This is a genomic window from Bacillus vallismortis, assembly GCF_004116955.1.
Classification (GTDB): Bacteria; Bacillota; Bacilli; order Bacillales; family Bacillaceae; genus Bacillus; species Bacillus vallismortis.
On record NZ_CP026362.1, the window covers coordinates 1,171,264 to 1,191,705 of the forward strand.

20 protein-coding genes, 1 pseudogene and 1 riboswitch are annotated in these 20,442 nt (G+C 43.1%); of the genes and pseudogenes, 19 read left to right on the plus strand and 2 right to left on the minus strand.

Translation table 11 applies throughout. The features are described 5' to 3' along the window. Positions 1 to 61: 61 nt before the first annotated feature. From BV11031_RS06400 to aroD, 12 genes and pseudogenes are all read left to right on the plus strand, one after another. Positions 62 to 1,209, plus strand: a pseudogene (locus BV11031_RS06400) (D-alanyl-D-alanine carboxypeptidase family protein). Continuing rightward, positions 1,197 to 1,787, plus strand: a complete 591-nt coding sequence (gene spmA, locus BV11031_RS06405; RefSeq protein ID WP_010328154.1) for a spore maturation protein SpmA — start codon at positions 1,197 to 1,199, stop codon at positions 1,785 to 1,787. Before BV11031_RS06400 ends, spmA begins: the two are co-directional and overlap by 13 nt. A 4-nt stretch (positions 1,788 to 1,791) precedes the next feature. Then, positions 1,792 to 2,328 (plus strand): spore maturation protein SpmB, encoded by a 537-nt coding sequence (spmB, locus tag BV11031_RS06410; protein ID WP_010328153.1) that lies wholly within the window; start codon positions 1,792 to 1,794, stop codon positions 2,326 to 2,328. Between the two features lie 91 nt (positions 2,329 to 2,419). After that, positions 2,420 to 3,154: a 23S rRNA pseudouridine(2605) synthase RluB gene (gene rluB, locus BV11031_RS06415; protein ID WP_010328152.1), complete on the plus strand. Its 735-nt coding sequence runs from the start codon at positions 2,420 to 2,422 to the stop codon at positions 3,152 to 3,154. A 93-nt stretch (positions 3,155 to 3,247) separates the two neighbouring features. Beyond that, positions 3,248 to 3,787, plus strand: a complete 540-nt coding sequence (gene resA / locus BV11031_RS06420) for a thiol-disulfide oxidoreductase ResA (RefSeq protein WP_010328151.1) — start codon at positions 3,248 to 3,250, stop codon at positions 3,785 to 3,787. Next, a complete protein-coding gene (gene resB / locus BV11031_RS06425; RefSeq protein ID WP_129550704.1) occupies positions 3,784 to 5,394 on the plus strand; it encodes a cytochrome c biogenesis protein ResB in 1,611 nt (536 codons plus the stop codon). The genes resA and resB overlap by 4 nt, the downstream gene beginning before the upstream one ends. 37 nt (positions 5,395 to 5,431) lie before the next feature. After that, the gene (gene resC, locus BV11031_RS06430; RefSeq protein ID WP_010328407.1) at positions 5,432 to 6,607 is read left to right on the plus strand and encodes a cytochrome c biogenesis protein ResC; all 1,176 of its coding nucleotides are present in this window, start codon (positions 5,432 to 5,434) and stop codon (positions 6,605 to 6,607) included. Between the two features lie 81 nt (positions 6,608 to 6,688). Beyond that, on the plus strand, positions 6,689 to 7,411 hold the full coding sequence (gene resD / locus BV11031_RS06435) for a DNA-binding response regulator ResD (RefSeq protein WP_010328406.1): 723 nt from the start codon (positions 6,689 to 6,691) through the stop codon (positions 7,409 to 7,411). After that, a complete protein-coding gene (gene resE, locus BV11031_RS06440; RefSeq protein WP_010328405.1) occupies positions 7,408 to 9,177 on the plus strand; it encodes a sensor histidine kinase ResE in 1,770 nt (589 codons plus the stop codon). The genes resD and resE overlap by 4 nt, the downstream gene beginning before the upstream one ends. 204 nt (positions 9,178 to 9,381) lie before the next feature. After that, entirely contained in the window at positions 9,382 to 9,966 is a 585-nt protein-coding gene (gene sigX, locus BV11031_RS06445; protein WP_010328404.1) for an RNA polymerase sigma factor SigX, read from the plus strand. Then, positions 9,902 to 11,008 carry a GerMN domain-containing protein gene (locus tag BV11031_RS06450; protein ID WP_010328403.1) on the plus strand — a complete coding sequence of 369 codons (1,107 nt, stop codon included), beginning with the start codon at positions 9,902 to 9,904 and terminating at the stop codon, positions 11,006 to 11,008. The genes sigX and BV11031_RS06450 overlap by 65 nt, the downstream gene beginning before the upstream one ends. Positions 11,009 to 11,120: 112 nt before the next feature. Beyond that, the gene (gene aroD, locus BV11031_RS06455) at positions 11,121 to 11,888 is read left to right on the plus strand and encodes a type I 3-dehydroquinate dehydratase (RefSeq protein WP_010328402.1); all 768 of its coding nucleotides are present in this window, start codon (positions 11,121 to 11,123) and stop codon (positions 11,886 to 11,888) included. Positions 11,889 to 11,930: 42 nt separating this feature from the next. Here aroD and serA read toward each other — a convergent pair whose 3' ends face one another. Next, positions 11,931 to 13,508 carry a phosphoglycerate dehydrogenase gene (gene serA / locus BV11031_RS06460; protein ID WP_010328401.1) on the minus strand — a complete coding sequence of 526 codons (1,578 nt, stop codon included), beginning with the start codon at positions 13,506 to 13,508 and terminating at the stop codon, positions 11,931 to 11,933. A 206-nt stretch (positions 13,509 to 13,714) separates the two neighbouring features. After that, positions 13,715 to 13,848, plus strand: a riboswitch (FMN riboswitch). 152 nt (positions 13,849 to 14,000) lie between these two features. On the opposite strand from serA, the gene fmnP reads away from it, so the two are divergent. Then, positions 14,001 to 14,573, plus strand: a complete 573-nt coding sequence (gene fmnP, locus BV11031_RS06465) for a riboflavin transporter FmnP (RefSeq protein ID WP_010328399.1) — start codon at positions 14,001 to 14,003, stop codon at positions 14,571 to 14,573. Positions 14,574 to 14,613: 40 nt separating this feature from the next. Here fmnP and BV11031_RS06470 read toward each other — a convergent pair whose 3' ends face one another. Beyond that, positions 14,614 to 14,862, minus strand: a complete 249-nt coding sequence (locus BV11031_RS06470; protein ID WP_003225461.1) for a ferredoxin — start codon at positions 14,860 to 14,862, stop codon at positions 14,614 to 14,616. A 265-nt stretch (positions 14,863 to 15,127) separates the two neighbouring features. Between BV11031_RS06470 and BV11031_RS06475 the strand changes: the two genes are divergently transcribed. The 6 genes from BV11031_RS06475 (at position 15,128) to BV11031_RS06500 (ending at position 20,351) form a co-directional block, all read left to right on the plus strand. Further along, positions 15,128 to 16,186: a YpbB family protein gene (locus BV11031_RS06475; protein ID WP_010328398.1), complete on the plus strand. Its 1,059-nt coding sequence runs from the start codon at positions 15,128 to 15,130 to the stop codon at positions 16,184 to 16,186. Next, positions 16,179 to 17,669 carry a RecQ family ATP-dependent DNA helicase gene (locus BV11031_RS06480; RefSeq protein WP_129550705.1) on the plus strand — a complete coding sequence of 497 codons (1,491 nt, stop codon included), beginning with the start codon at positions 16,179 to 16,181 and terminating at the stop codon, positions 17,667 to 17,669. The genes BV11031_RS06475 and BV11031_RS06480 overlap by 8 nt, the downstream gene beginning before the upstream one ends. A gap of 26 nt (positions 17,670 to 17,695) precedes the next feature. Then, positions 17,696 to 18,298, plus strand: coding sequence for a CPBP family intramembrane glutamic endopeptidase (locus BV11031_RS06485; protein WP_129550706.1), 603 nt, complete (start codon positions 17,696 to 17,698; stop codon positions 18,296 to 18,298). After that, a complete protein-coding gene (locus BV11031_RS06490) occupies positions 18,249 to 18,977 on the plus strand; it encodes a LysM peptidoglycan-binding domain-containing protein (protein WP_129550707.1) in 729 nt (242 codons plus the stop codon). The genes BV11031_RS06485 and BV11031_RS06490 overlap by 50 nt, the downstream gene beginning before the upstream one ends. Positions 18,978 to 19,043: 66 nt before the next feature. Next, positions 19,044 to 19,487 (plus strand): YpbF family protein, encoded by a 444-nt coding sequence (locus BV11031_RS06495; protein ID WP_010330483.1) that lies wholly within the window; start codon positions 19,044 to 19,046, stop codon positions 19,485 to 19,487. 84 nt (positions 19,488 to 19,571) lie between these two features. Continuing rightward, on the plus strand, positions 19,572 to 20,351 hold the full coding sequence (locus BV11031_RS06500; RefSeq protein ID WP_010330484.1) for a metallophosphoesterase: 780 nt from the start codon (positions 19,572 to 19,574) through the stop codon (positions 20,349 to 20,351). Positions 20,352 to 20,442 lie beyond the last annotated feature (91 nt).

A 20,442-nucleotide genomic window follows, 5' to 3' on the forward strand; every position in this document is an offset into this window, starting at 1 on the left:
ATTCATAACTGATGGACATGCGCATAAACTTGTACAAACCACCACAAGGACGTGAGCAAACATGCGCATTTTCAAAAAAGCAGTATTCATGGTCATGATTTCTTTTCTTCTTGTAAATGTAAATGTGAACCCAGCACATGCTGCTATAGATGTCAGTGCAAAAAGCGCGATAGTGATTGATGGAGCGTCAGGCAGAGTGTTGTTTGCCAAGGGCGAGCATGAAAGAAGGCGGATTGCGAGCATTACAAAAATCATGACGGCTGTGCTCGCTATCGAATCAGGCAAAATGGATGAAACGGTGACGGTTTCGGCAAATGCTGTCAGAACGGAAGGCTCTGCTATTTATTTAAGAGAAGGGCAAAAAGTGAAATTAAAAGATCTTGTGTACGGCTTAATGCTGAGATCAGGAAACGACGCCGCTGTTGCGATTGCTGAGCATGTGGGGGGAGCCTCGATGGATTTGTTTATATGATGAATCAAAAAGCTGAGCAGCTTGGTATGGAGAATACCCGTTTCCAAAACCCGCATGGATTGGACGACCACAAAAACCATTATTCATCAGCCTATGATATGGCCATTTTAACCAAATACGCTATGAAACTGAAAGACTATCAAAAAATTTCAGGCACAAAAATATACAAAGCAGAAACAATGGAAAGCGTTTGGAAAAACAAAAACAAACTGCTTACGATGCTTTACCGGTACAGCACAGGAGGAAAAACAGGCTATACAAAACTCGCAAAACGGACACTGGTCTCGACAGCTTCAAAGGACGGCATTGACCTGATAGCCGTTACCATCAATGATCCTGATGATTGGGATGATCATATGAAAATGTTTAACTATGTGTTTGATCATTTTCAAACCTATTTAATCGCGAAAAAAGGGGACATTCCAAAGCTGAATGGCACATTTTATGAGTCTAAGGCTTTTATCAAGCGGGACATCACCTATTTGCTAACCGAAGAGGAGAAAGAAGATGTCAACATTCAAACCACGCTGCTTAAACCGAAAAAAGCCTGGGAAAAAGACGCCTCAAAGATTCCAGACATCGTAGGGCACATGAAAATCATGTTTAACGATGAAACCATTGCAAAAGTGCCGATCTATTATGAAAATGAACGACATCAAAAACCAAAGAAACAATTTTTTGAAACGTTCAAATCAATCTTTCTGAATGCGGCTGGCGGGGCAAAATGGTCAATATAATATGGGTCAGCTTAACTGTGATCGGACTTGTTTTTGCGATGTGCAACGGAACCTTGCAAGATGTAAATGAAGCTGTGTTTAAGGGGGCAAAAGAAGCCGTGACGATCTCATTCGGGCTGATGAGCGTGCTTGTTTTCTGGCTGGGCTTAATGAAAATAGCCGAGCAGTCAGGGCTTTTGGATATTTTCAGCCGAATGTGCAGGCCATTTATATCTAAGCTGTTCCCGGATATACCTCCGGATCACCCGGCGATGGGCTACATTTTATCTAATCTCATGGCGAACTTCTTCGGCCTCGGGAATGCGGCAACCCCTCTTGGCATTAAAGCAATGGAGCAAATGAAAAAGCTGAATGGAAACCGAACGGAAGCAAGCCGGTCGATGATTACTTTTTTAGCTGTCAATACGTCCTGCATCACCCTCATTCCGACAACCGTAATCGCTGTCCGAATGGCCTATTCCTCCAAAACGCCGACAGATATTGTCGGGCCAAGTATTTTGGCGACACTCATCTCTGGAATCGGTGCCATTATGATTGACCGGTATTTTTATTACCGCCGCAAAAAGAAGGGAAGGTGAGCGGATGGAAATCATTAATTGGCTGTCATTAGCAATGATTCCGATCATTATTGCCGGCGTTCTTCTTTATGGAACAATGAAAAAGGTTCCCACCTATGAATCGTTTGTCGAAGGCGGAAAAGAAGGGATAGAGATCGCCTTTTCCATTATCCCATATTTAGTAGGAATGCTTGTCGCCATTACTGTTTTCAGGTCATCTGGCGCGCTTGATTTTATCATGGACCTTTTAAAACCGTTATTCTCCGCTATCGGCATCCCTGCTGAAGTGGTTCCGCTTGCCTTGATTCGCCCCATCTCCGGTACGGCTGCACTCGGTATGACAACCGATTTAATTGCAGTATACGGGCCCGACTCCTTCATCGGCAGACTGGCATCCGTTATGCAGGGGTCAACGGATACAACGCTTTACGTCCTGACAGTGTATTTTGGAGCCGTTGGCATTAAAAAAATGGGTGATGCATTAAAGGTGGGACTTCTTGCTGATTTGATCGGCGTAGTTGCATCTATCATCATCGTTACGTTATTATTTGGGAGCGCCTGAAAACGGCGTTTTTTTAGATTGGGCGCTTACAGTCTGAAAAAGCTTGTTTGTTCAGGTTGAAAAAAGTAAGATAATACTTGAGGTGAAAGACATGGAAAGACTGCAAAAAGTGATTGCTCATGCCGGATTTGCATCGCGCAGAAAGGCAGAAGAGCTGATTAAAGAAGGAAAAGTAAAGGTGAACGGCAAAGTAGTAACAGAGCTGGGTGTTAAGGTCACCGGTTCTGATCAGATTGAGGTAAACGGGTTAAAGGTTGAACGCGAAGAGCCGGTTTACTTTCTCTTATATAAACCAAGAGGCGTTATTTCCGCAGCCCAGGATGACAAAGGGCGCAAAGTCGTGACGGACTTTTTTAAAGAAGTCCCGCAGCGCATTTATCCGATCGGACGTCTGGATTATGATACGAGCGGTCTTTTGCTTTTAACCAATGACGGCGAATTTGCCAATAAGCTGATGCACCCTAAGTATGAAATAGACAAAACATACGTGGCGAAGGTGAAAGGCATTCCCCCTAAAGAGCTGCTCAGAAAGCTGGAGCGCGGAATTATGCTGGAGGAAGGCAAAACGGCGCCTGCTAAAGCGAAGCTTCTGTCTTTGGATAAGAGAAAGCAGACAAGCATTATTCAGCTGACGATTCATGAAGGACGCAACAGACAAGTGCGGCGCATGTTTGAAGCGATCGGGCATGAGGTAATCAAGCTGAAGCGTGAAGAATACGCGTTTTTAAACCTGCGAGGCCTGCACACGGGAGATGCCAGAGAGCTTACGCCGCATGAAGTCAAAAGACTCAGAGCGCTGGCGGAGCACGGTAAAAACGCTTTCTAAATTTCACATAACCTTCAAAAAGTGAGAAATGTGAAATGAATGTGCAATGATATAATTGAATGGACCTGCAATAGGGGAAGGGGGCAGTGGACAATGAAGAGAAATAGGCGTTTATTCATTCGGACCGGCATCCTTCTCATTTTAATCTGCGCGCTTGGCTATACGATTTACAATGCCGTATTTGCCGGCAAAGAGAGCATATCCGAAGGGTCCGACGCACCTAATTTTGTCCTTGAAGATACGAATGGGAAGCGTATAGAGCTCAGTGATTTAAAAGGGAAAGGTGTTTTTTTAAATTTCTGGGGTACATGGTGTGAACCGTGCAAAAAAGAATTTCCTTATATGGCGAACCAGTATAAGCATTTTAAAGACAAAGGCATCGAAGTTGTCGCGGTAAATGTTGGGGAGTCAAAGATAGCAGTACATAATTTTATAAAATCCTACGGAGTCAATTTCCCGGTTGTTCTGGATACAGATCGCCAAGTGCTTGATGCCTATGACGTATCTCCGCTTCCGACAACCTTTTTAATCAATCCGGAAGGAAAAGTTGTCAAGGTGGTGACCGGCACTATGACAGAAAGCATGATCCATGATTATATGAATCTGATAAAACCCGGAGAGACTTCGGGATGAAGCGAGTCAAATGTGAATGCGGACATGTAAACCCGGTCGGAACCGTTCTATGTGAATCTTGCGGAAGAGCTCTTCAGAACACGCAGCCTCCGCTTGCTGATATGAGATATGACGGAAGCGCAAGGCGTTCACAAACCTATAATAAAACGATCATCGATAAAATTTGGAATTTCTTTTCTTCGGTTAAGGTTGGAATATGGCTTATCGTCATCACCCTTGCCGCATCAGCGTTCGGCACCATTTTTCCCCAAGAAGCCTATTTGCCTCCGGGCGCACAGGCTGATACTTATTACAAAGAGCAGTATGGCACGTTCGGCCAGCTTTATTATTTGCTCGGGTTTCATCATTTATATGGCTCTTGGTGGTATTTGCTGCTCATTGCCTCGATCGGCATTTCACTCGTGATTTGCAGCCTTGACCGGGTCATTCCGTTGTACAGGGCATTAAAAAAACAGGGTGTCAGAAGGAGTCCTGCTTTTTTGAGAAGGCAGCGCCTATTCAGTGAAACAGACACTGTATTGGATGGGAAAGCAAAAGAAAAGATTGTAGCGCTCTTAAAGAAGAAGCATTATAGAATCAGAGAACAAGAGAGCAGCATTCTTGCCGAAAAAGGACGTTTTTCCCGCTGGGGTCCGTATGTCAACCACATTGGATTAATTATCTTTCTGATTGGTGCGATGCTGAGATTTGTGCCCGGCATGTACGTTGACGAGACGCTTTGGATCAGAGAAGGCGAAACAGCAGCAATTCCGGGGACAGACGGAAAATATTATTTGAAAAACAATCAATTCAGTGTAGAGACCTATAACAGCAAAACAGAAAAAAAAGTATTCGCAGATGCCATTGACAGAGTCGGGGACGGGAAAGTGGCAAAGAACTTTCAAACAGATGCCGTACTTTACAAGAGAGAAGGAAAAATTGTTTATGGCGAGAAACCGAAGCTGAAAAAAGTAACAGAAGAGGACATCCGCGTCAATGAGCCGCTGCGTTTTGATTCTTTTTCCGTTTACCAGGTGGATTATAAAGAGAATCAGCTTGATCAAATGGTATTCCAGCTGATAGACAAAAAAACAAAAAAATCCTTTGGAAGCTTGAAGATCAACCTTCTGGATCCAGATTCGGTTTATGATCTTGGCAACGGTTACAAAGTTGAAATTGCCAGCTACCTGCCAGACTTCTATTTTAATCAGGATGGAGAGCCGAGCACAAAAACAAAAATCCCTAACAACCCGGCTTTTGTCTTTAATATCATAACGCCGGACAAACCGAAGGGTGAAAAAAGCTTTGTCGCCATCCAAGAAACAATCGAAGGCTCTGGCAGCAATAAATACAAGCTGAAATTTGACCATGTCGAAACGAAAAACATTACCGGACTCACAGTCAGAAAGGATTTGACGCTCTGGGTGCTTGCGGTCGGCGGAGCCATTTTTATGATCGGTGTCATTCAAGGGATGTACTGGCAGCACCGAAGAATCTGGCTGCACTCACAGGACGGCGCAGTCATGGTGGCAGGGCATACGAATAAAAACTGGTATGGCTTAAAGAAGGACTTAGCATTTGTATTGGCCGATTCCGGACTGACTGAACCGGCGGACCAAAAAGAATGAATCAAAACACAGAAATAGGCGAAAAGGGAGTGATGTCATGGCGGAGCTGAGCGGAAATTTTCTTTATGCGGCCTTTCTTGTGTATTTAATCGCTGTCCCGATTTTCGGCGGGGCCATACGCGGGAATAAAGATAAAAAGGGCAAGCCGAACCGATGGGCCAACATTGGAATCACTCTTTCTATCATCGGTTTTCTCTGCCATCTGGGATATTTCATCACGAGGTGGGCTGCGAGCGGCCATGCGCCTGTCAGCAATATGTTTGAATTCACCACCGCCTTTGGCATGATGCTCGTTTTAGCGTTTGTTATTCTTTATTTTATCTATAGATTGCCTTCACTAGGCTTGTTTACGCTGTCCATCGCTTTATTGCTGATTGCATACGCCAGCATGTTTCCGACGGATATCTCGCCCTTAATTCCGTCACTGCAGAGCAATTGGCTGTATATTCACGTAACAACAGCCGCGCTTGGGCAAGCTATACTTGCGATCAGCTTTGTCGCAGGGGTCATCTTTCTTTTGAAGCACGTAGATCAGACAAAACGAAGCAAAAAAACCTTCTGGCTCGAGACGATTATGTTTATATTGGTCACAACCCTCGCGTTTATTGTGGTCACATCAGCATTTCGTTTTGCAGGCTATGAGGCGGAGTTCAACTGGGTGGATAAAAATAAAGAAAAAAGCGTGATGGTGTACGAAATGCCTGCGCTTGTCGGCCCGCATCAAGGAGAGCTCTTGACCGAGGGGAAAATGGATCCGCTTGTGGAGCTTCCTGCTCTTTTCTCAGGCAGAAAGGTGAACACTGTCATTTGGTCATTTGGAGCAGGGTTCATTTTGTACGGCGCTCTTCGTCTGATCTTTAGAAAAAGAATCAGCGCCCTATTACATCCGCTGGTGAAAAACGTCAATCTTGACCTGGTGGATGAAATTGGCTACAGGGCCGTTTCAATCGGGTTTCCGATCTTTACGCTCGGCGCGCTGATCTTTGCGATGATTTGGGCTCAGCTCGCTTGGACCAGATTTTGGGGCTGGGACCCTAAGGAAGTATGGGCGCTGATCACGTTTTTGTTCTACGCCGCGTATTTGCATGTAAGACTGTCAAGAGGCTGGCACGGTGAGAAGTCAGCATGGCTGGCCGTAATCGGTTTTGCTATTATTATGTTTAATTTAATATTCGTAAATCTTGTGCTTGCCGGACTTCATTCTTATGCATAGTCCTTAGAAAGCGACACAGTTCTCAAACTTTCTCACGATTTGATAAAATGAAAGTAACAGAAGGAAAGCAGGGGGAAAACGATGAACCAAACGAACGAAACCAAAATACTAGTAGTTGATGACGAAGCCAGAATTCGCCGCCTTTTAAGAATGTATCTTGAACGTGAAAATTATGTCATAGACGAAGCGGAAAATGGTGATGAAGCCATTGCCAAAGGGCTTGAAGCCAATTATGACTTAATTTTGCTTGATCTAATGATGCCGGGTACTGACGGAATTGAAGTGTGCCGGCAAGTTCGTGAAAAAAAAGCGACACCAATTATCATGCTGACTGCAAAAGGAGAAGAAGCAAACAGGGTGCAGGGATTTGAAGCGGGAACAGATGATTATATTGTCAAGCCGTTCAGTCCGAGAGAAGTCGTGCTGCGGGTAAAAGCCCTTTTGAGAAGAGCATCCCAAACCTCTTATCTCAATGCCAATACACCGACGAAAAATGTGATCGTGTTTTCACATCTGTCCATTGACCATGATGCTCACCGCGTAACGGCTGATGGAACAGAAGTAAGCCTGACGCCGAAAGAGTATGAGCTTCTATACTTCTTAGCGAAAACGCCTGACAAAGTGTATGATCGGGAAAAGCTTCTGAAAGAAGTGTGGCAATATGAGTTTTTTGGTGATCTGCGGACAGTAGACACCCATGTCAAACGCCTGAGAGAGAAGCTGAATAAGGTTTCTCCGGAAGCCGCGAAAAAAATTGTCACCGTATGGGGTGTAGGCTATAAATTTGAGGTTGGCGCTGAATGAAATTTTGGAAAAGCGTAGTAGGCAAGCTGTGGTTTACGATCCTTTCACTCGTCTTGATCGTATTATTCATTTTGACGGTTCTCTTGCTTGAATTTATTGAAAATTACCATGTGGAAGAAGCCGAGAATGATTTAACACAGCTTGCGAATAAAGTTGCTGTCATCATAGAAAATCACGAGGACCAGGCACTGGCAAGATCAATCACTTGGGAGCTCGCTGATAACTTAACAAGCATTGCTATCATTCAGGATGAGAAAAAGTACTGGTATTCCCCGAATGATAAAAACCGCCTATCATCCATAACGGTTGAGCAAATACAACATGACAAAGCCTTAAATAAAGCTCTCCAAGATAACAAAAAAGTAAGCAAACGAACGGGGCTGAGCGATACAGACACGGATAATGAACGTCTGATTGTAGGTGTCCCATATGAAAAAGACGGAAAGAAAGGCATGGTCTTTTTATCACAGTCTTTGCTTGCGGTGAAAGATACAACAAAACACACGACCCGCTATATTTTTCTGGCCGCAGGGATTGCGATTGTACTCACCACGTTTTTCGCTTTCTTCTTATCAAGCAGGGTCACATATCCGCTTCGAAAAATGAGAGAGGGCGCACAGGACTTGGCGAAGGGCAAGTTCGATACCAAAATACCGATTTTAACCCAGGATGAAATCGGTGAACTGGCAACTGCTTTTAATCAAATGGGGCGGCAGCTTAACTTTCATATTAATGCGCTTAATCAAGAAAAAGAGCAGCTTTCTAACATTTTGAGCAGTATGGCTGACGGAGTGATTACCATTAATATTGACGGTGCGATTCTTGTGACAAATCCGCCTGCTGAACGTTTTCTTCAGGCTTGGTATTATGAGCAAAACATGAATATCAAAGAAGGGGATAATCTTCCGCCTGAAGCAAAAGAACTGTTCCAAAACGCTGTCAGCACTGAAAAAGAGCAAATGATAGAAATGACGCTGCAAGGCAGGTCATGGGTGCTTTTGATGTCGCCGCTTTACGCGGAGTCGCATGTCAGAGGAGCGGTTGCCGTGCTGCGCGATATGACGGAAGAACGCCGCCTTGATAAGCTGCGTGAGGATTTTATCGCAAATGTCAGTCATGAGTTGAGAACACCGATTTCTATGCTTCAGGGATACAGTGAAGCGATTGTCGATGACATTGCAAGCTCTGAAGAAGACCGAAAAGAAATTGCTCAAATCATATATGACGAATCGCTGCGAATGGGTCGCTTAGTCAATGATCTGCTTGATTTAGCCCGAATGGAGTCAGGCCATACAGGCTTGCATTATGAACATATCAATGTGAATGAATTTTTAGAGAAGATCATAAGGAAATTTTCCGGCGTTGCGAAAGAAAAAAATATTGCTTTACATCAAGACGTTTCTCTCACAGAAGAGGAAATGATGTTTGACGAAGACAAGATGGAGCAGGTATTTACCAATTTGATAGATAACGCGCTGCGGCATACCTCATCCGGCGGCAGTGTTTCTATTGAGGTCCATTCTGTAAAGGATGGATTGAAAATTGATATCAAAGACTCTGGATCCGGTATACCGGAAGAAGATCTGCCATTTATCTTTGAGCGGTTCTATAAGGCAGATAAAGCGCGGACAAGAGGCAGAGCAGGAACCGGGCTTGGGCTGGCTATTGTGAAAAATATCGTGGAAGCCCACAACGGATCAATAACAGTGCACAGCAGAATAGATAAAGGAACGACATTTACATTTTATATTCCGACAAAAGCATAAAATAGAGTCTGAATTTGCCGAAGAATCTTGTTCCATAAGAAACACCCGCTGACCTTAGCGGGTGTTTTTTTAAAGCCAATATGAACAAAATTTTAAGGATATGTTAATATAAATTCCCTTCCAAATTCCAGTTTCTCGTAATATAGTTGTAATGTAACTTTTCAAGCTATTAATACGACAAAAAAGTGAACGGAGGGGTTTCAAATGGAAGAAACCTTTCAATTGTTATATGATACATATCATCAAGATTTGTACCAATTTTTATTTTATATTGTAAAGGATAAAAACCAGGCAGAAGATCTTCTGCAGGAGGTTTATATCCGGGTCTTACATTCTTATCATACGTTTGAAGGAAGAAGCAGTGAAAAAACATGGCTTTTGTCGATCGCACGCCATGTTGCGATCGACTGGTTCCGTAAACAGCAGACGATCAGACAGCGTATACTCGGCACGTTTGATTGGGATACACAGGATGTCAGAGATCAGCAGTTGCTTCCGGACGAGCTTGCGGTTCAACACGAAAATGTCCGGGAAATTTATACTGCGCTTGATCAATGCACGATCGACCAAAGAGCTGTGATTATCTTGCGGTTTATTCAGGGGTATTCAATTCAGGAAACAGCCAACGCTCTGCGCTTCTCGGAAAGCAAAGTCAAAACGACCCAACACAGAGGGCTCAAAGTACTTCGGAAACATATGGAGCTTTTGAGGGAGGAGCTAATGGATGATGAAGTCAGATTGGAACGAAGAACAGATAAAGGAGTTGTTAAGTCAACTTCCGGCAGTTAAAGACCATCGTTCGCCTCAAGATATTTATAAGCGGCTGACGATGGCAAAAACCAAAAAAAAGCCCGCTGTTAGGTGGATTGGCCCCGCGTGCGCCACTGCAATTGCGGTTTATATCGCCTTCATTATTTCTCCTCAATTCTTTGATCAGGCACAACCTCAACAAAAAGAAGCGTCCCAAGAGAACGCTGTGACGAAAACTGAGACAGCAGACAGCCCAAAGGCTGCATCATCCCTGGATCAGACATCGTGTGTTGTTTCTGAAAAGGAACAGAAAAATTACATCACTGTTGCGATTGCCGATGCCGATACATCCGCAATCATACCTCTCAGCATCAAAAAAACAAACGCAGACCAAACGATACAGGATATGTTGTTTGAAAGCAGTGAGCTGGGTATCCTTGACCATGCCATTACGATCCCATCCTTCATAGATGAAGTGGAGGTAAAAGAAAACCCAAACAAGAAGGAATTAAGTATACGAGTCCATCAGCCTATCGGAGATTTTGCTGTAAAAGACGATACACTGTTAAAAAAACTGCTGAAAGAATCCTTAAAATGGAGCCCTTATGAAAATATCAAATTTTTATCGGAGCAAAACAAGAGTGGCATCCGTATTGGCTCATATGGCACTTTTACTGAAATTGCAATTACAAAACAGTCAAAAAGAGCTTACTACTTGTATCAAAATAAACAAGGACAAGACTTTCTCGTTCCATCGGAAAAAACATTTGATACCGTAAAAGAAGCGATAAAGGAAATGGAATCGGACATCCAACAAGAGGCAACACCTCTTTTTCAAGCGGGAACTGTCAAATCTGTAACGAAGAAACAGAAGCACTTATATATCCACTTCTCAAAAGACTCAGCAGTTGACAATTCTATTGCCGGTATTTTAATGCTTGAGGGACTTCTTTTAACAGCAAAGGAGTTTGGTTTTACAGATGTGACCTTTACGGAAACCAGAACAAAAAAAATCGGCAAATATGACGTATCAGATGCCATTCCGGTACCTGCTGCTCCAAATCCGATTTCCTTAGACTAATTAGGGCCTTTTCAGGCTCTTCTTTTGGTTGCCTTGCATGTAATAGAAATGTTCAAAAAATAGTTGTCCGTGTATAATAAAACAAGGTAAAGATTGAAAGGATTTGAGCCGAGTGAACGTGTTAACAATCAAAGGAGTTTCCATTGGAGAAGGATTGCCGAAAATCATCGTTCCGCTGATGGGAAAAACGGAGAAACAAATTTTGAACGAAGCAGAAGCTGTAAAATTACTGGAGCCGGACATTGTGGAGTGGAGAGTCGACGTATTTGAAAAAGCAAATGACAGAGAAGCCGTCACAAAGATGATTTCTAAGCTTCGGGAGTCTTTAGCGGACAAGCTGTTTTTATTTACATTCAGAACCCATAAAGAAGGCGGGAGCATGGAGATGGATGAAAGCTCCTATATTGCCTTGCTAGAAGCAGCAGTCCGGACAAAAGGCATTGACCTTATTGACATTGAATTATATTCGGGAGATACAAATGTGAAAGCGTTAGTAACGCTGGCAGAAGAACATAATGTCTATGTGGTGATGTCAAATCATGATTTTGAGAAAACGCCTGCGAAAGATGAGATTCTATCGAGACTTCGAAAAATGCAGGATCTAGGGGCGCATATTCCAAAAATGGCTGTCATGCCGAATGGTACAGGAGATCTCTTAACGTTGCTTGATGCGACGTATACGATGAAAACAAAATATGCAAACCGTCCATTCATTACAATGTCTATGGCTGCAACAGGACTGATCAGCAGACTGAGCGGCGAGGTTTTTGGATCAGCCTGTACTTTTGGCGCCGGAGAAGAAGCGTCGGCACCTGGTCAAATACCTGTTTCTGAGCTGAGGAGTGTCTTAGGCATTTTGCACAAACGCATACGAGAATAAAAAATAAAAAACTCAAGCCCATTACAGCTTGAGTTTTTTTGATTATGGAAGATCAATGAGCTTAACAGACACAATATCAGGAACTTCTGTTAGTTCTTTCACGATCTTATCTTCCAAATGTCTGTCAAAGGAAAGCATCATGATGGCTTCTCCGCCTTTTTCTTTACGGCCAACCTGCATGGTTGCAATGTTAATATCGTTATCTCCGAGAATTCGTCCTACTCGGCCGATGACACCTGTTGTATCCTGATGCTGGATATATACCAAGTGACCTGTTGGATAAAAATCGATATTAAAGCCGTTGATCTCGACAATACGCTCTCCAAAATGAGGGATATACGTAGCCGTCACAGTAAAGGTGTTGCGGTCTCCTGTTACTTTTACGCTGATGCAGTTATCGTATCCAGATTCAGAAGAGGAAATTTTTTCACTGAAGCTGATGCCGCGTTCTTTTGCGACACCGCCGGCATTGACTTCGTTAACAGTTGAGTCAACGCGCGGTTTCAAAAAGCCTGACAGAAGGCTTTTTGTAATGAACGATGTTTCAAGTTTAGCAATTGTGCCTTCATATTGAATGGCAACATCCTTAACCGGCTCTCTCATGCATTGGGATACTAGGCTGCCTATTTTTCCAGCGATTTGATGGTAAGGCTTAATCTTAGTGAATTCATCTTTTGTCATGGCTGGCAGGTTGATAGCAGACATGACAGGAAGACCTTTTGCGAACTGGAGAACTTCTTCTGACACTTGAGCCGCGACATTCAGCTGCGCTTCTTTCGTCGATGCCCCTAAGTGAGGAGTGGCAATGACTAATGGATGATCAACAAGTTTATTGTCAACAGGCGGTTCAACTTCAAAGACGTCAAGCGCCGCTCCGGCAACGTGCCCGCTTTCCAAAGCCTCAAGAAGTGCAGCTTCATCAATAATACCGCCTCGTGCACAGTTAATTAAGCGGACACCTTTTTTCGTTTTTGCAATGGTTTCTTTATTCAATAAGCCTTTTGTTTCTTTTGTTAAAGGCGTGTGAACAGTAATAATATCCGCACTTTCAAGCACTTCTTCAAATGTACGGCTGTTTACGCCAATTTTTTTCGCTCTCTCTTCAGTTAAGAAAGGGTCAAAAACATGAACGGTCATTCCGAACGCTCTCGCACGCTGTGCGATTTCGCTTCCGATTCGGCCTAATCCTACAATTCCAAGCGTTTTCCCATAAAGCTCGGCACCGACATAAGCCGTGCGGTTCCACTCTCTTGATTTCACAGAGATATTAGCCTGAGGAATGTGCCTCATTAAAGAAGAGATCATCGCAAATGTATGCTCAGCTGTCGAAATGGTGTTGCCGTTTGGAGCGTTAATCACGATTACCCCATGTTTAGTCGCTTCATCAATATCGATATTATCTACACCGACACCGGCTCTTCCGACAATTTTTAAAGAAGTCATTTTGTTGAAAAGGTCTTCTGTTACTTTTGTCGCGCTTCGCACCAAAAGAGCATCAAAAGTATGTAATTCATCCTCTGCATCTGCTGCGTTTTTTTGAACGATTTCAATAAAATCTGATTCAATAAGCGGCTGTAAGCCGTCGTTGCTCATTTTGTCTGAGACCAATACTCGAAACATCGTTAGATTTCCTCCTAAATTGACAAACTAAATATCTGATAATTTAACATATTCTCAATAGAGTGTCAACGTGTATTGACGCAGTAAAGGATAAAAGGAAAGCCTGAAAATCAATGTTTTCAGAGCTTTCGAGAATTATATATAATTTGAAGCAATTCTCTATACAGCCAACCAGTTATCGTTTATAATGGAACTAAATTCATATGATCAATCTTCGGGGCAGGGTGAAATTCCCTACCGGCGGTGATGAGCCCATGGCTCTAAGCCCGCGAGCTGTTTTACAGCAGGATTCGGTGAAATTCCGGAGCCGACAGTACAGTCTGGATGGGAGAAGATGGAGGTTCATAAGCGTTTTGAATTTGTTTTCAAACGTTTCTTTGCCTAGCCTAATTTTCGAAAACCCCGCTTTTTTTGATGAAGCGGTTTTTTTATTGGCTGGAAAAAGAACCTTTCCGTTTTCGAGTAAGATGTGATCGAAAAGGAGAGAGTGAAGTGAAAGTAAAAAAATTAGTAGTGGTCAGTATGCTGAGCAGTATTGCATTTGTTTTGATGCTGTTAAATTTCCCGTTTCCGGGGCTTCCGGATTATTTAAAAATTGATTTTAGCGATGTGCCCGCTATTATTGCCATTTTGATTTATGGACCTTTGGCAGGAATTACAGTAGAGGCGATAAAAAACGTTCTCCAATATATTATTCAGGGAAGCATGGCCGGGGTTCCTGTCGGGCAAATTGCGAATTTTATCGCAGGAACACTTTTTATCTTGCCGACTGCTTTCTTATTTAAAAAGCTGAACTCAGCAAAGGGGCTGGCTGTCAGTCTGCTTCTGGGAACTGCAGCGATGACCATTTTGATGAGTATTTTAAATTATGTACTGATTCTTCCTGCGTACACGTGGTTTTTACATTCACCGGCATTATCCGACAGCGCGCTGAAAACGGCGGTCGTCGCTGGTATCCTGCCGTTTAACATCATAAAAGGCATTGTGATTACGATTGTATTCTCACTTATTTTCATCAAGCTGAAGCCATGGATTGAACAGCAGCGAAGCGTGCATATCCATTAAAAAGTAAAAAAGCTCCCGCAGGGGAGCTTTTTCCATACTTCTATTCAAATTTAAGCGGGTCGCCTTCAAATGGCTCATCCGCCACTTTGATGGAATCAGTAGGGCATCCTTCAAATGCATCAATCATATCTTCTTCCAGTACCTCAGGAACTTCGACAACGCCTTTGTTTTCATCAAGCGTTACGAACGCGATGCCTTCATCATCGTAATCGTAAATGTCCGGTGCAGCAGCTCCGCAAGCGCCGCATGCAATACATGTATCTTTGTCTACGATTGTGTACTTTGCCATGAATAAAACCTCCCAGATTGTTCTTGGTGGAACAAATGGATCAATCTTTATATATAATCAATTTAACACCTATTCCTCTTACTTATTGTAATGATGTTGCTGCCACATTTCAACAGAAAAATGATTGAGAATGCTTATCACATAAGGGGTTATCTACATAACATCCCCCTTGATGATGACTTTAAACGTCGATTTCTGTTTAAAATCTGTTAAAATAAAGAGAGCAAATCATCGATTTTTGTCAGGAAGAATGTGGGTGGATAGGTTGTCATTAAATTATTTCGATATTATGGTTCTCGATTGCCTTTGCAAAATAAACGGAGAACGGTCAGGAAGCGCTGTTTTTCACTTATTTAAAGGCAAAAGATCGTCACAAACCATACAAGATGCCGGCTTATTTCAGACAGCAAAATATTTTGGAATGGCACCGAAATGTTCGAGAAGCGATATTTCAGCGTCGCTCACCAAGCTTGAACAGCATTCATATCTCGAACCATTGGCTGAAACAGATACATATAAAGTGACAGCCAGCGGCGCAGCTTCATTGAGGCACGCATTCAGTGAACGGCCTTGGCCCGTTCATTGTCACGGCGCTTATTACCAGCAGGCTGCCGGCGTACTTTGGAAAAGGCTTTCTCTGCTGGTGCAGGTCTTATCAAATAAACAACAGGGGAGCAGGCAGTATATCCCTGTCACAAAGGATTATAAGACACTTCAATGGGTAAAGAAATACTTCTCCAGGCATACGGATCATATAGAGATGGCAAGCAGCCTTTTTGCCATGCTGGAGGCGCATTTGCGTCAGATTGATGACAAAGCGGCGCAAATTTTTGTCTACTCTTTAACCTCGCACGATAGGATTGGCTTGACGAGCAGACAGCTTGCTGACACGCTGAATGAAGATGAATGGTATGTTTATATCTTGTTTTGGGCTTCGGTACATTATTTTATTCATTTACTACCGGAGTGTGAACATTCTCTGTTAAAGGATATCCTCTCTGATGTGCATGTGGAGAATGCTCTGACAGAGTCCACAAGGAAAACATGGCAGATGGTCAAACAAGGGATCCCGATACAGCGAATCGCCGACATCAGAAAGCTGAAAACAGCGACGATCGAAGACCATATTGTTGAAATTTCTCTCCACGAGCCTGCGTTTCACATAGATGACTATGTATCAGCGGAAGACCAGCTTGAAATTGCAGAGTTTTCAAAGCGGATACGGACAAATAAAATCAAACAAATTCGCGACGGCCTACAGCAGCGGTTCAGCTATTTTCAAATCAGACTGGCATTGACAAAGCAGGTGCAGCAATATGACTAATTTACAGCAAACGTTACATCAGTTTTTTGGTTTTACTTCCTTTAAAAAAGGGCAGGAGGACATTATTAGAAGCATACTTAGCGGGAGGGATACCATTGCGATGCTGCCGACTGGGGGTGGAAAATCGCTTTGCTACCAGCTGCCTGGCTATATGCTTAACGGCATGGTGTTAATCGTTTCTCCACTGCTTTCTTTGATGGAGGATCAGGTGCAGCAGCTGAAGGCGCGGGGCGAAAAGCGTGCGGCGGCTTTGAACAGCATGCTTAGCAAGCAGGAGAGACAATTTGTTTTAGATCATATTCACCGCTATAAATTTTTGTACTTATCTCCAGAGGCTTTGCAGTCGCCTTATGTATTGGAAAAATTAAAAAGCGTCCCGATCAGCCTATTCGTTATTGATGAGGCGCATTGCATATCTGAATGGGGGCATGACTTCAGGCCTGATTATTCAAAGCTGGGACAGCTGAGAAAACAACTTGGGCACCCGCCGGTTCTGGCATTGACTGCTACAGCTACAAAGGATACATTGCAAGATGTCATGAACCTGCTTGAGCTGCAACATGCTGAACAACATCTCAACTCAGTCAATCGGCCAAACATCTCGCTCAGGGTTGAACAAGCGGCGCATACTGCCGAAAAAATAGATAGGGTCATTCAGCTGGTTGAAAACCTTCAAGGTCCGGGAATTGTTTATTGTCCGACAAGGAAATGGGCTGAGGAATTAGCGGGTGAAATTAAAAGCAAAACAAGCAGCAGAGCCGACTTTTACCATGGCGGTATGGAGTCTGGCGACAGAATTTTAATCCAACAGCAGTTTATTCATAACCAGCTTGATGTGATATGTTGTACAAATGCGTTTGGTATGGGTGTCGATAAACCTGATATCAGATATGTGATTCATTTTCATCTCCCTCAGACGGCTGAAGCATTCATGCAGGAAATTGGCAGAGCGGGACGTGATGGAAAACCGAGTGTCAGCATTTTGTTGCGGGCGCCAGGGGATTTTGAATTGCAGGAGCAGATTATCCAAATGGAGAGTGTCACAGCTGAAGAAATCGCCAATGTGATCCGTGTGCTTGAAAAGATGGAGGAGCGGGATGAGAGACGGCTGCGGGATCTAGTAATGCAGTATGGTATCGGAGAGACCCAAAGCCGTATGATGATACACCTCTTTAAGCAGGGCAAAACATCAATTGAACTGATGAAGCAAGAGATTTCATATCGCATGGAACTGAAGCTAGAAAAAATGCGCCGTGTATCTTTTCTGCTTCAACGTGATGGCTGTATAAGACAATCGTTGTTAACCTATTTTGATGAATCATATGAGCCTGATGATGGAAACCTCCAATGCTGTTCACATTGCGGTTTTGATCTATCATTGTATGAACAAAAAGGAGAACGGAATAAAATGGCGCCATTGGACAGCTGGAGTTTGGAATTGCAACGGATATTCAGCTTGGAGACTGTAGGTGAACGGAACTGAAACAGCAAAAGGATCTCATTCAGCAAATGTCAGACCGTGATATGCTGAAGCAGTTATATGTAACGCAGTTTTTGATCCTCATCGCCGCAGCTGCAGCAGGATTGTTCTTTTTTGAGGATGTCAGAGACGTACAAAAGCTCTGGGATATTCGCGACATGCGCATCATATGGTATGGTGTTTCCATTGCTGTTATTGTGATTTTAGCCGATATGGCGGTGATGAAATGGTGCCCGGCCCATCTATATGATGACGGGGGAATCAATAAAAAAATATTCAGTAAGAGGTCGATCCCTCATATTATATTTTTAACGCTTCTGATTGCTTTCGCGGAAGAAATGTTATTCAGAGGAGTGCTGCAGACTCATATCGGTTTATGGGCGGCCAGTCTTATATTTGCCGTTCTTCATTTTCGGTATTTGTCAAAATGGCTGTTATTTATCATGGTGACAGCAATCAGCTTTTTGCTCGGACTGATGTATGAATGGACCGGTAACTTATTTGTTCCGGTGACGGCGCATTTTATCATTGATGCCGTGTTTGCCTGCCAGATTCGTTTTGAACATGTGAGGAGGGATAAACATGACGAACATGTCGAGAGTAGAGAGAAGAAAAGCCCAGAATCGTTATGAAGATCAAAACGCCGCATTGGCGGACGATTTTTTCGATGATGATGAAGAAAGCCTTCCGACAAGACAATCTGTAAAAAATCAGAGAGAACAGAAAAAAAAGCAAGGGAAAACAAAAACGCCATTATTCACTGTACTCGCTGTATTATTTGTTTTTGTGCCGGTTATTGTTTTGGTGAGCTTATTTTATCTAAAAAGCCACCCGGATCATCGTGATGATTATGAAGATGTTTTTATCGACAGCAGCCAAAGCAAATACGAGGTTGTGCCGAAATCAGAGGGCAAAAAAGACAACGAAGAAAAGACCAAAGACACTGCACTGCAGCAAGCGTCCAAAAAAAAGCCTGAGATGGCAAAGGCTAAAGAGCCGGCAAACACAGCAACTGCTAAAAAGCAGCCTGCCGCTGAGGAAAAAAAAGACTCGGTAAATCAAGAGGAAGCAACGGCTGCTTCCTCTTCCCGACAAACAGCAGCACGAGAAGAACAGCAGCAGGCTGAACCAGTTCAAACTGAGGCGAAACGGGTGGTCAAGCACACCGTCCAAAAAAAAGAAACGCTGTACCGCATTTCCATGAAGTATTATAAAAACCGGTCGGGAGAAGAAAAAATCCGTGTGTATAATCATCTTAATGGAAATGATGTTTACACTGGACAAGTATTGGACATCCCCCTTGATGGATGAATAAGGCATCTTTTTTATGTTCCGCTCATATTATGTAGCAATGAAAAAGGACAAGGTGTGAAGCGGATGGAATCTTTATGGAATCAGCTTGACCAGTTTACAGACGCGCCGACCAAACAGATGCTCCAAGCGCTGGTGAAACGAAAACAAAAATTTGAACAATATGCAGCGCAATGCCGCAGATGGCGATGGACGTCCCTCATTTGCTTAGGGTTATTATGTCTTATGATTATGATCAAAAGCCCTGCGCCTCAGCTCGTTCTTCAAGAAATGCTCAGCCGTACCTTTTATTTATTTTGGATGATGGCAACCGCTTTTGCATACTGCACTTCATATTATTTTAAGAAAAAGGAAGATAAAGCTGAGGGTGATTTCCATAAACTGAGATGCGAAATTATTCAGAAAAGCACTGATCTTTGGCCGCAGCCGGATAAATGGAAGGCGAGAGAGTCTGTTTTTCAAATGATGAAGCACAAATATGACATTAATCTATATTTTGAAAGTAAATAAATCGGGGCGTTTTCTTAAACGATAGAAACGTCTTTTTTTATTGTCCGTCTTATTGATAAGTTCTAAAAAGAATGGAGAGTTTTTATGAAGCTATCAGTGAAAATTGCCGGTGTGCTAACTGTTGCCGCAGCGGCTATGACGGCAAAAATGTATTCAACAGCTAAAGGAAACCATTTGAAAACACATACATTTTCTTTATCGAAAATGAAGGGTAAGCCGCCTCTCACAATATTCTTTATTTCGGACATTCATAAACGTCTCATCGATCAAGATCTTATACAAAAAGCGCGCAGTCATGCCCCGCACCTGGTTATCATCGGCGGTGATTTAGCCGAGGGTGGTGTGCCTAGTACAAGAATTGAGGAAAACATCAAAAGGCTTGTGATCTTTGGGGTCCCTGTCTTGTTTGTGTGGGGAAATAATGATTATGAAATCAGGCAGCATAGGCTGTATTCTATATTCAAAGCGCACGGTGTCATCAGCTTGAGGAATGAATCAGTTTCGTTTTCGCACAGTGGACATACGATTGGGATTGCCGGAGTTGATGATATCAAGATGGAGATGGATCATTATGAGGAAGCCATTAAAGCGCTTGACAAAAGCCAACTGAATATTCTCGTTTGCCATAACCCGGAAATCCATGAACAAATCCACGAAACCGACGGTATTGATGCGATATTTAGCGGACATACCCATGGCGGTCAGATTAGATTTGGGAAATTCGGGCCATATGAACTTGGAAAAACAGGTTGTGTTAAACAATCGAAGTATCTGATCAGCAACGGATATGGCACCACAAAAGTGCCTTTTCGTTTAGGCGCTAAGCCGGAAACACATATTGTAACTCTTTGTGCGCCGGAATAACTTATTGGAAGCAAAACGCCATAAGGCAATAAAAACTGCATTGTGCTTGTCTTACTAGTGAACTCAGTGTAAACTGATAACAATTAAGAAC

Excerpts from the sequence above, each read along its gene's own strand:
- spmA (WP_010328154.1), top strand. The coding sequence starts at position 1,197 with ATGGTCAATATAATATGGGTCAGCTTAACTGTGATCGGACTTGTTTTT.
- spmB (WP_010328153.1), top strand. The coding sequence starts at position 1,792 with ATGGAAATCATTAATTGGCTGTCATTAGCAATGATTCCGATCATTATT.
- rluB (WP_010328152.1), top strand. The coding sequence starts at position 2,420 with ATGGAAAGACTGCAAAAAGTGATTGCTCATGCCGGATTTGCATCGCGC.
- resA (WP_010328151.1), top strand. The coding sequence starts at position 3,248 with ATGAAGAGAAATAGGCGTTTATTCATTCGGACCGGCATCCTTCTCATT.
- resB (WP_129550704.1), top strand. The coding sequence starts at position 3,784 with ATGAAGCGAGTCAAATGTGAATGCGGACATGTAAACCCGGTCGGAACC.
- resC (WP_010328407.1), top strand. The coding sequence starts at position 5,432 with ATGGCGGAGCTGAGCGGAAATTTTCTTTATGCGGCCTTTCTTGTGTAT.
- resD (WP_010328406.1), top strand. The coding sequence starts at position 6,689 with ATGAACCAAACGAACGAAACCAAAATACTAGTAGTTGATGACGAAGCC.
- resE (WP_010328405.1), top strand. The coding sequence starts at position 7,408 with ATGAAATTTTGGAAAAGCGTAGTAGGCAAGCTGTGGTTTACGATCCTT.
- sigX (WP_010328404.1), top strand. The coding sequence starts at position 9,382 with ATGGAAGAAACCTTTCAATTGTTATATGATACATATCATCAAGATTTG.
- BV11031_RS06450 (WP_010328403.1), top strand. The coding sequence starts at position 9,902 with ATGATGAAGTCAGATTGGAACGAAGAACAGATAAAGGAGTTGTTAAGT.
- serA (WP_010328401.1), bottom strand. The coding sequence starts at position 13,508 with ATGTTTCGAGTATTGGTCTCAGACAAAATGAGCAACGACGGCTTACAG.
- BV11031_RS06470 (WP_003225461.1), bottom strand. The coding sequence starts at position 14,862 with ATGGCAAAGTACACAATCGTAGACAAAGATACATGTATTGCATGCGGC.
- BV11031_RS06480 (WP_129550705.1), top strand. The coding sequence starts at position 16,179 with ATGACTAATTTACAGCAAACGTTACATCAGTTTTTTGGTTTTACTTCC.
- BV11031_RS06485 (WP_129550706.1), top strand. The coding sequence starts at position 17,696 with ATGTCAGACCGTGATATGCTGAAGCAGTTATATGTAACGCAGTTTTTG.
- BV11031_RS06490 (WP_129550707.1), top strand. The coding sequence starts at position 18,249 with ATGACGAACATGTCGAGAGTAGAGAGAAGAAAAGCCCAGAATCGTTAT.
- BV11031_RS06495 (WP_010330483.1), top strand. The coding sequence starts at position 19,044 with ATGGAATCTTTATGGAATCAGCTTGACCAGTTTACAGACGCGCCGACC.
- BV11031_RS06500 (WP_010330484.1), top strand. The coding sequence starts at position 19,572 with ATGAAGCTATCAGTGAAAATTGCCGGTGTGCTAACTGTTGCCGCAGCG.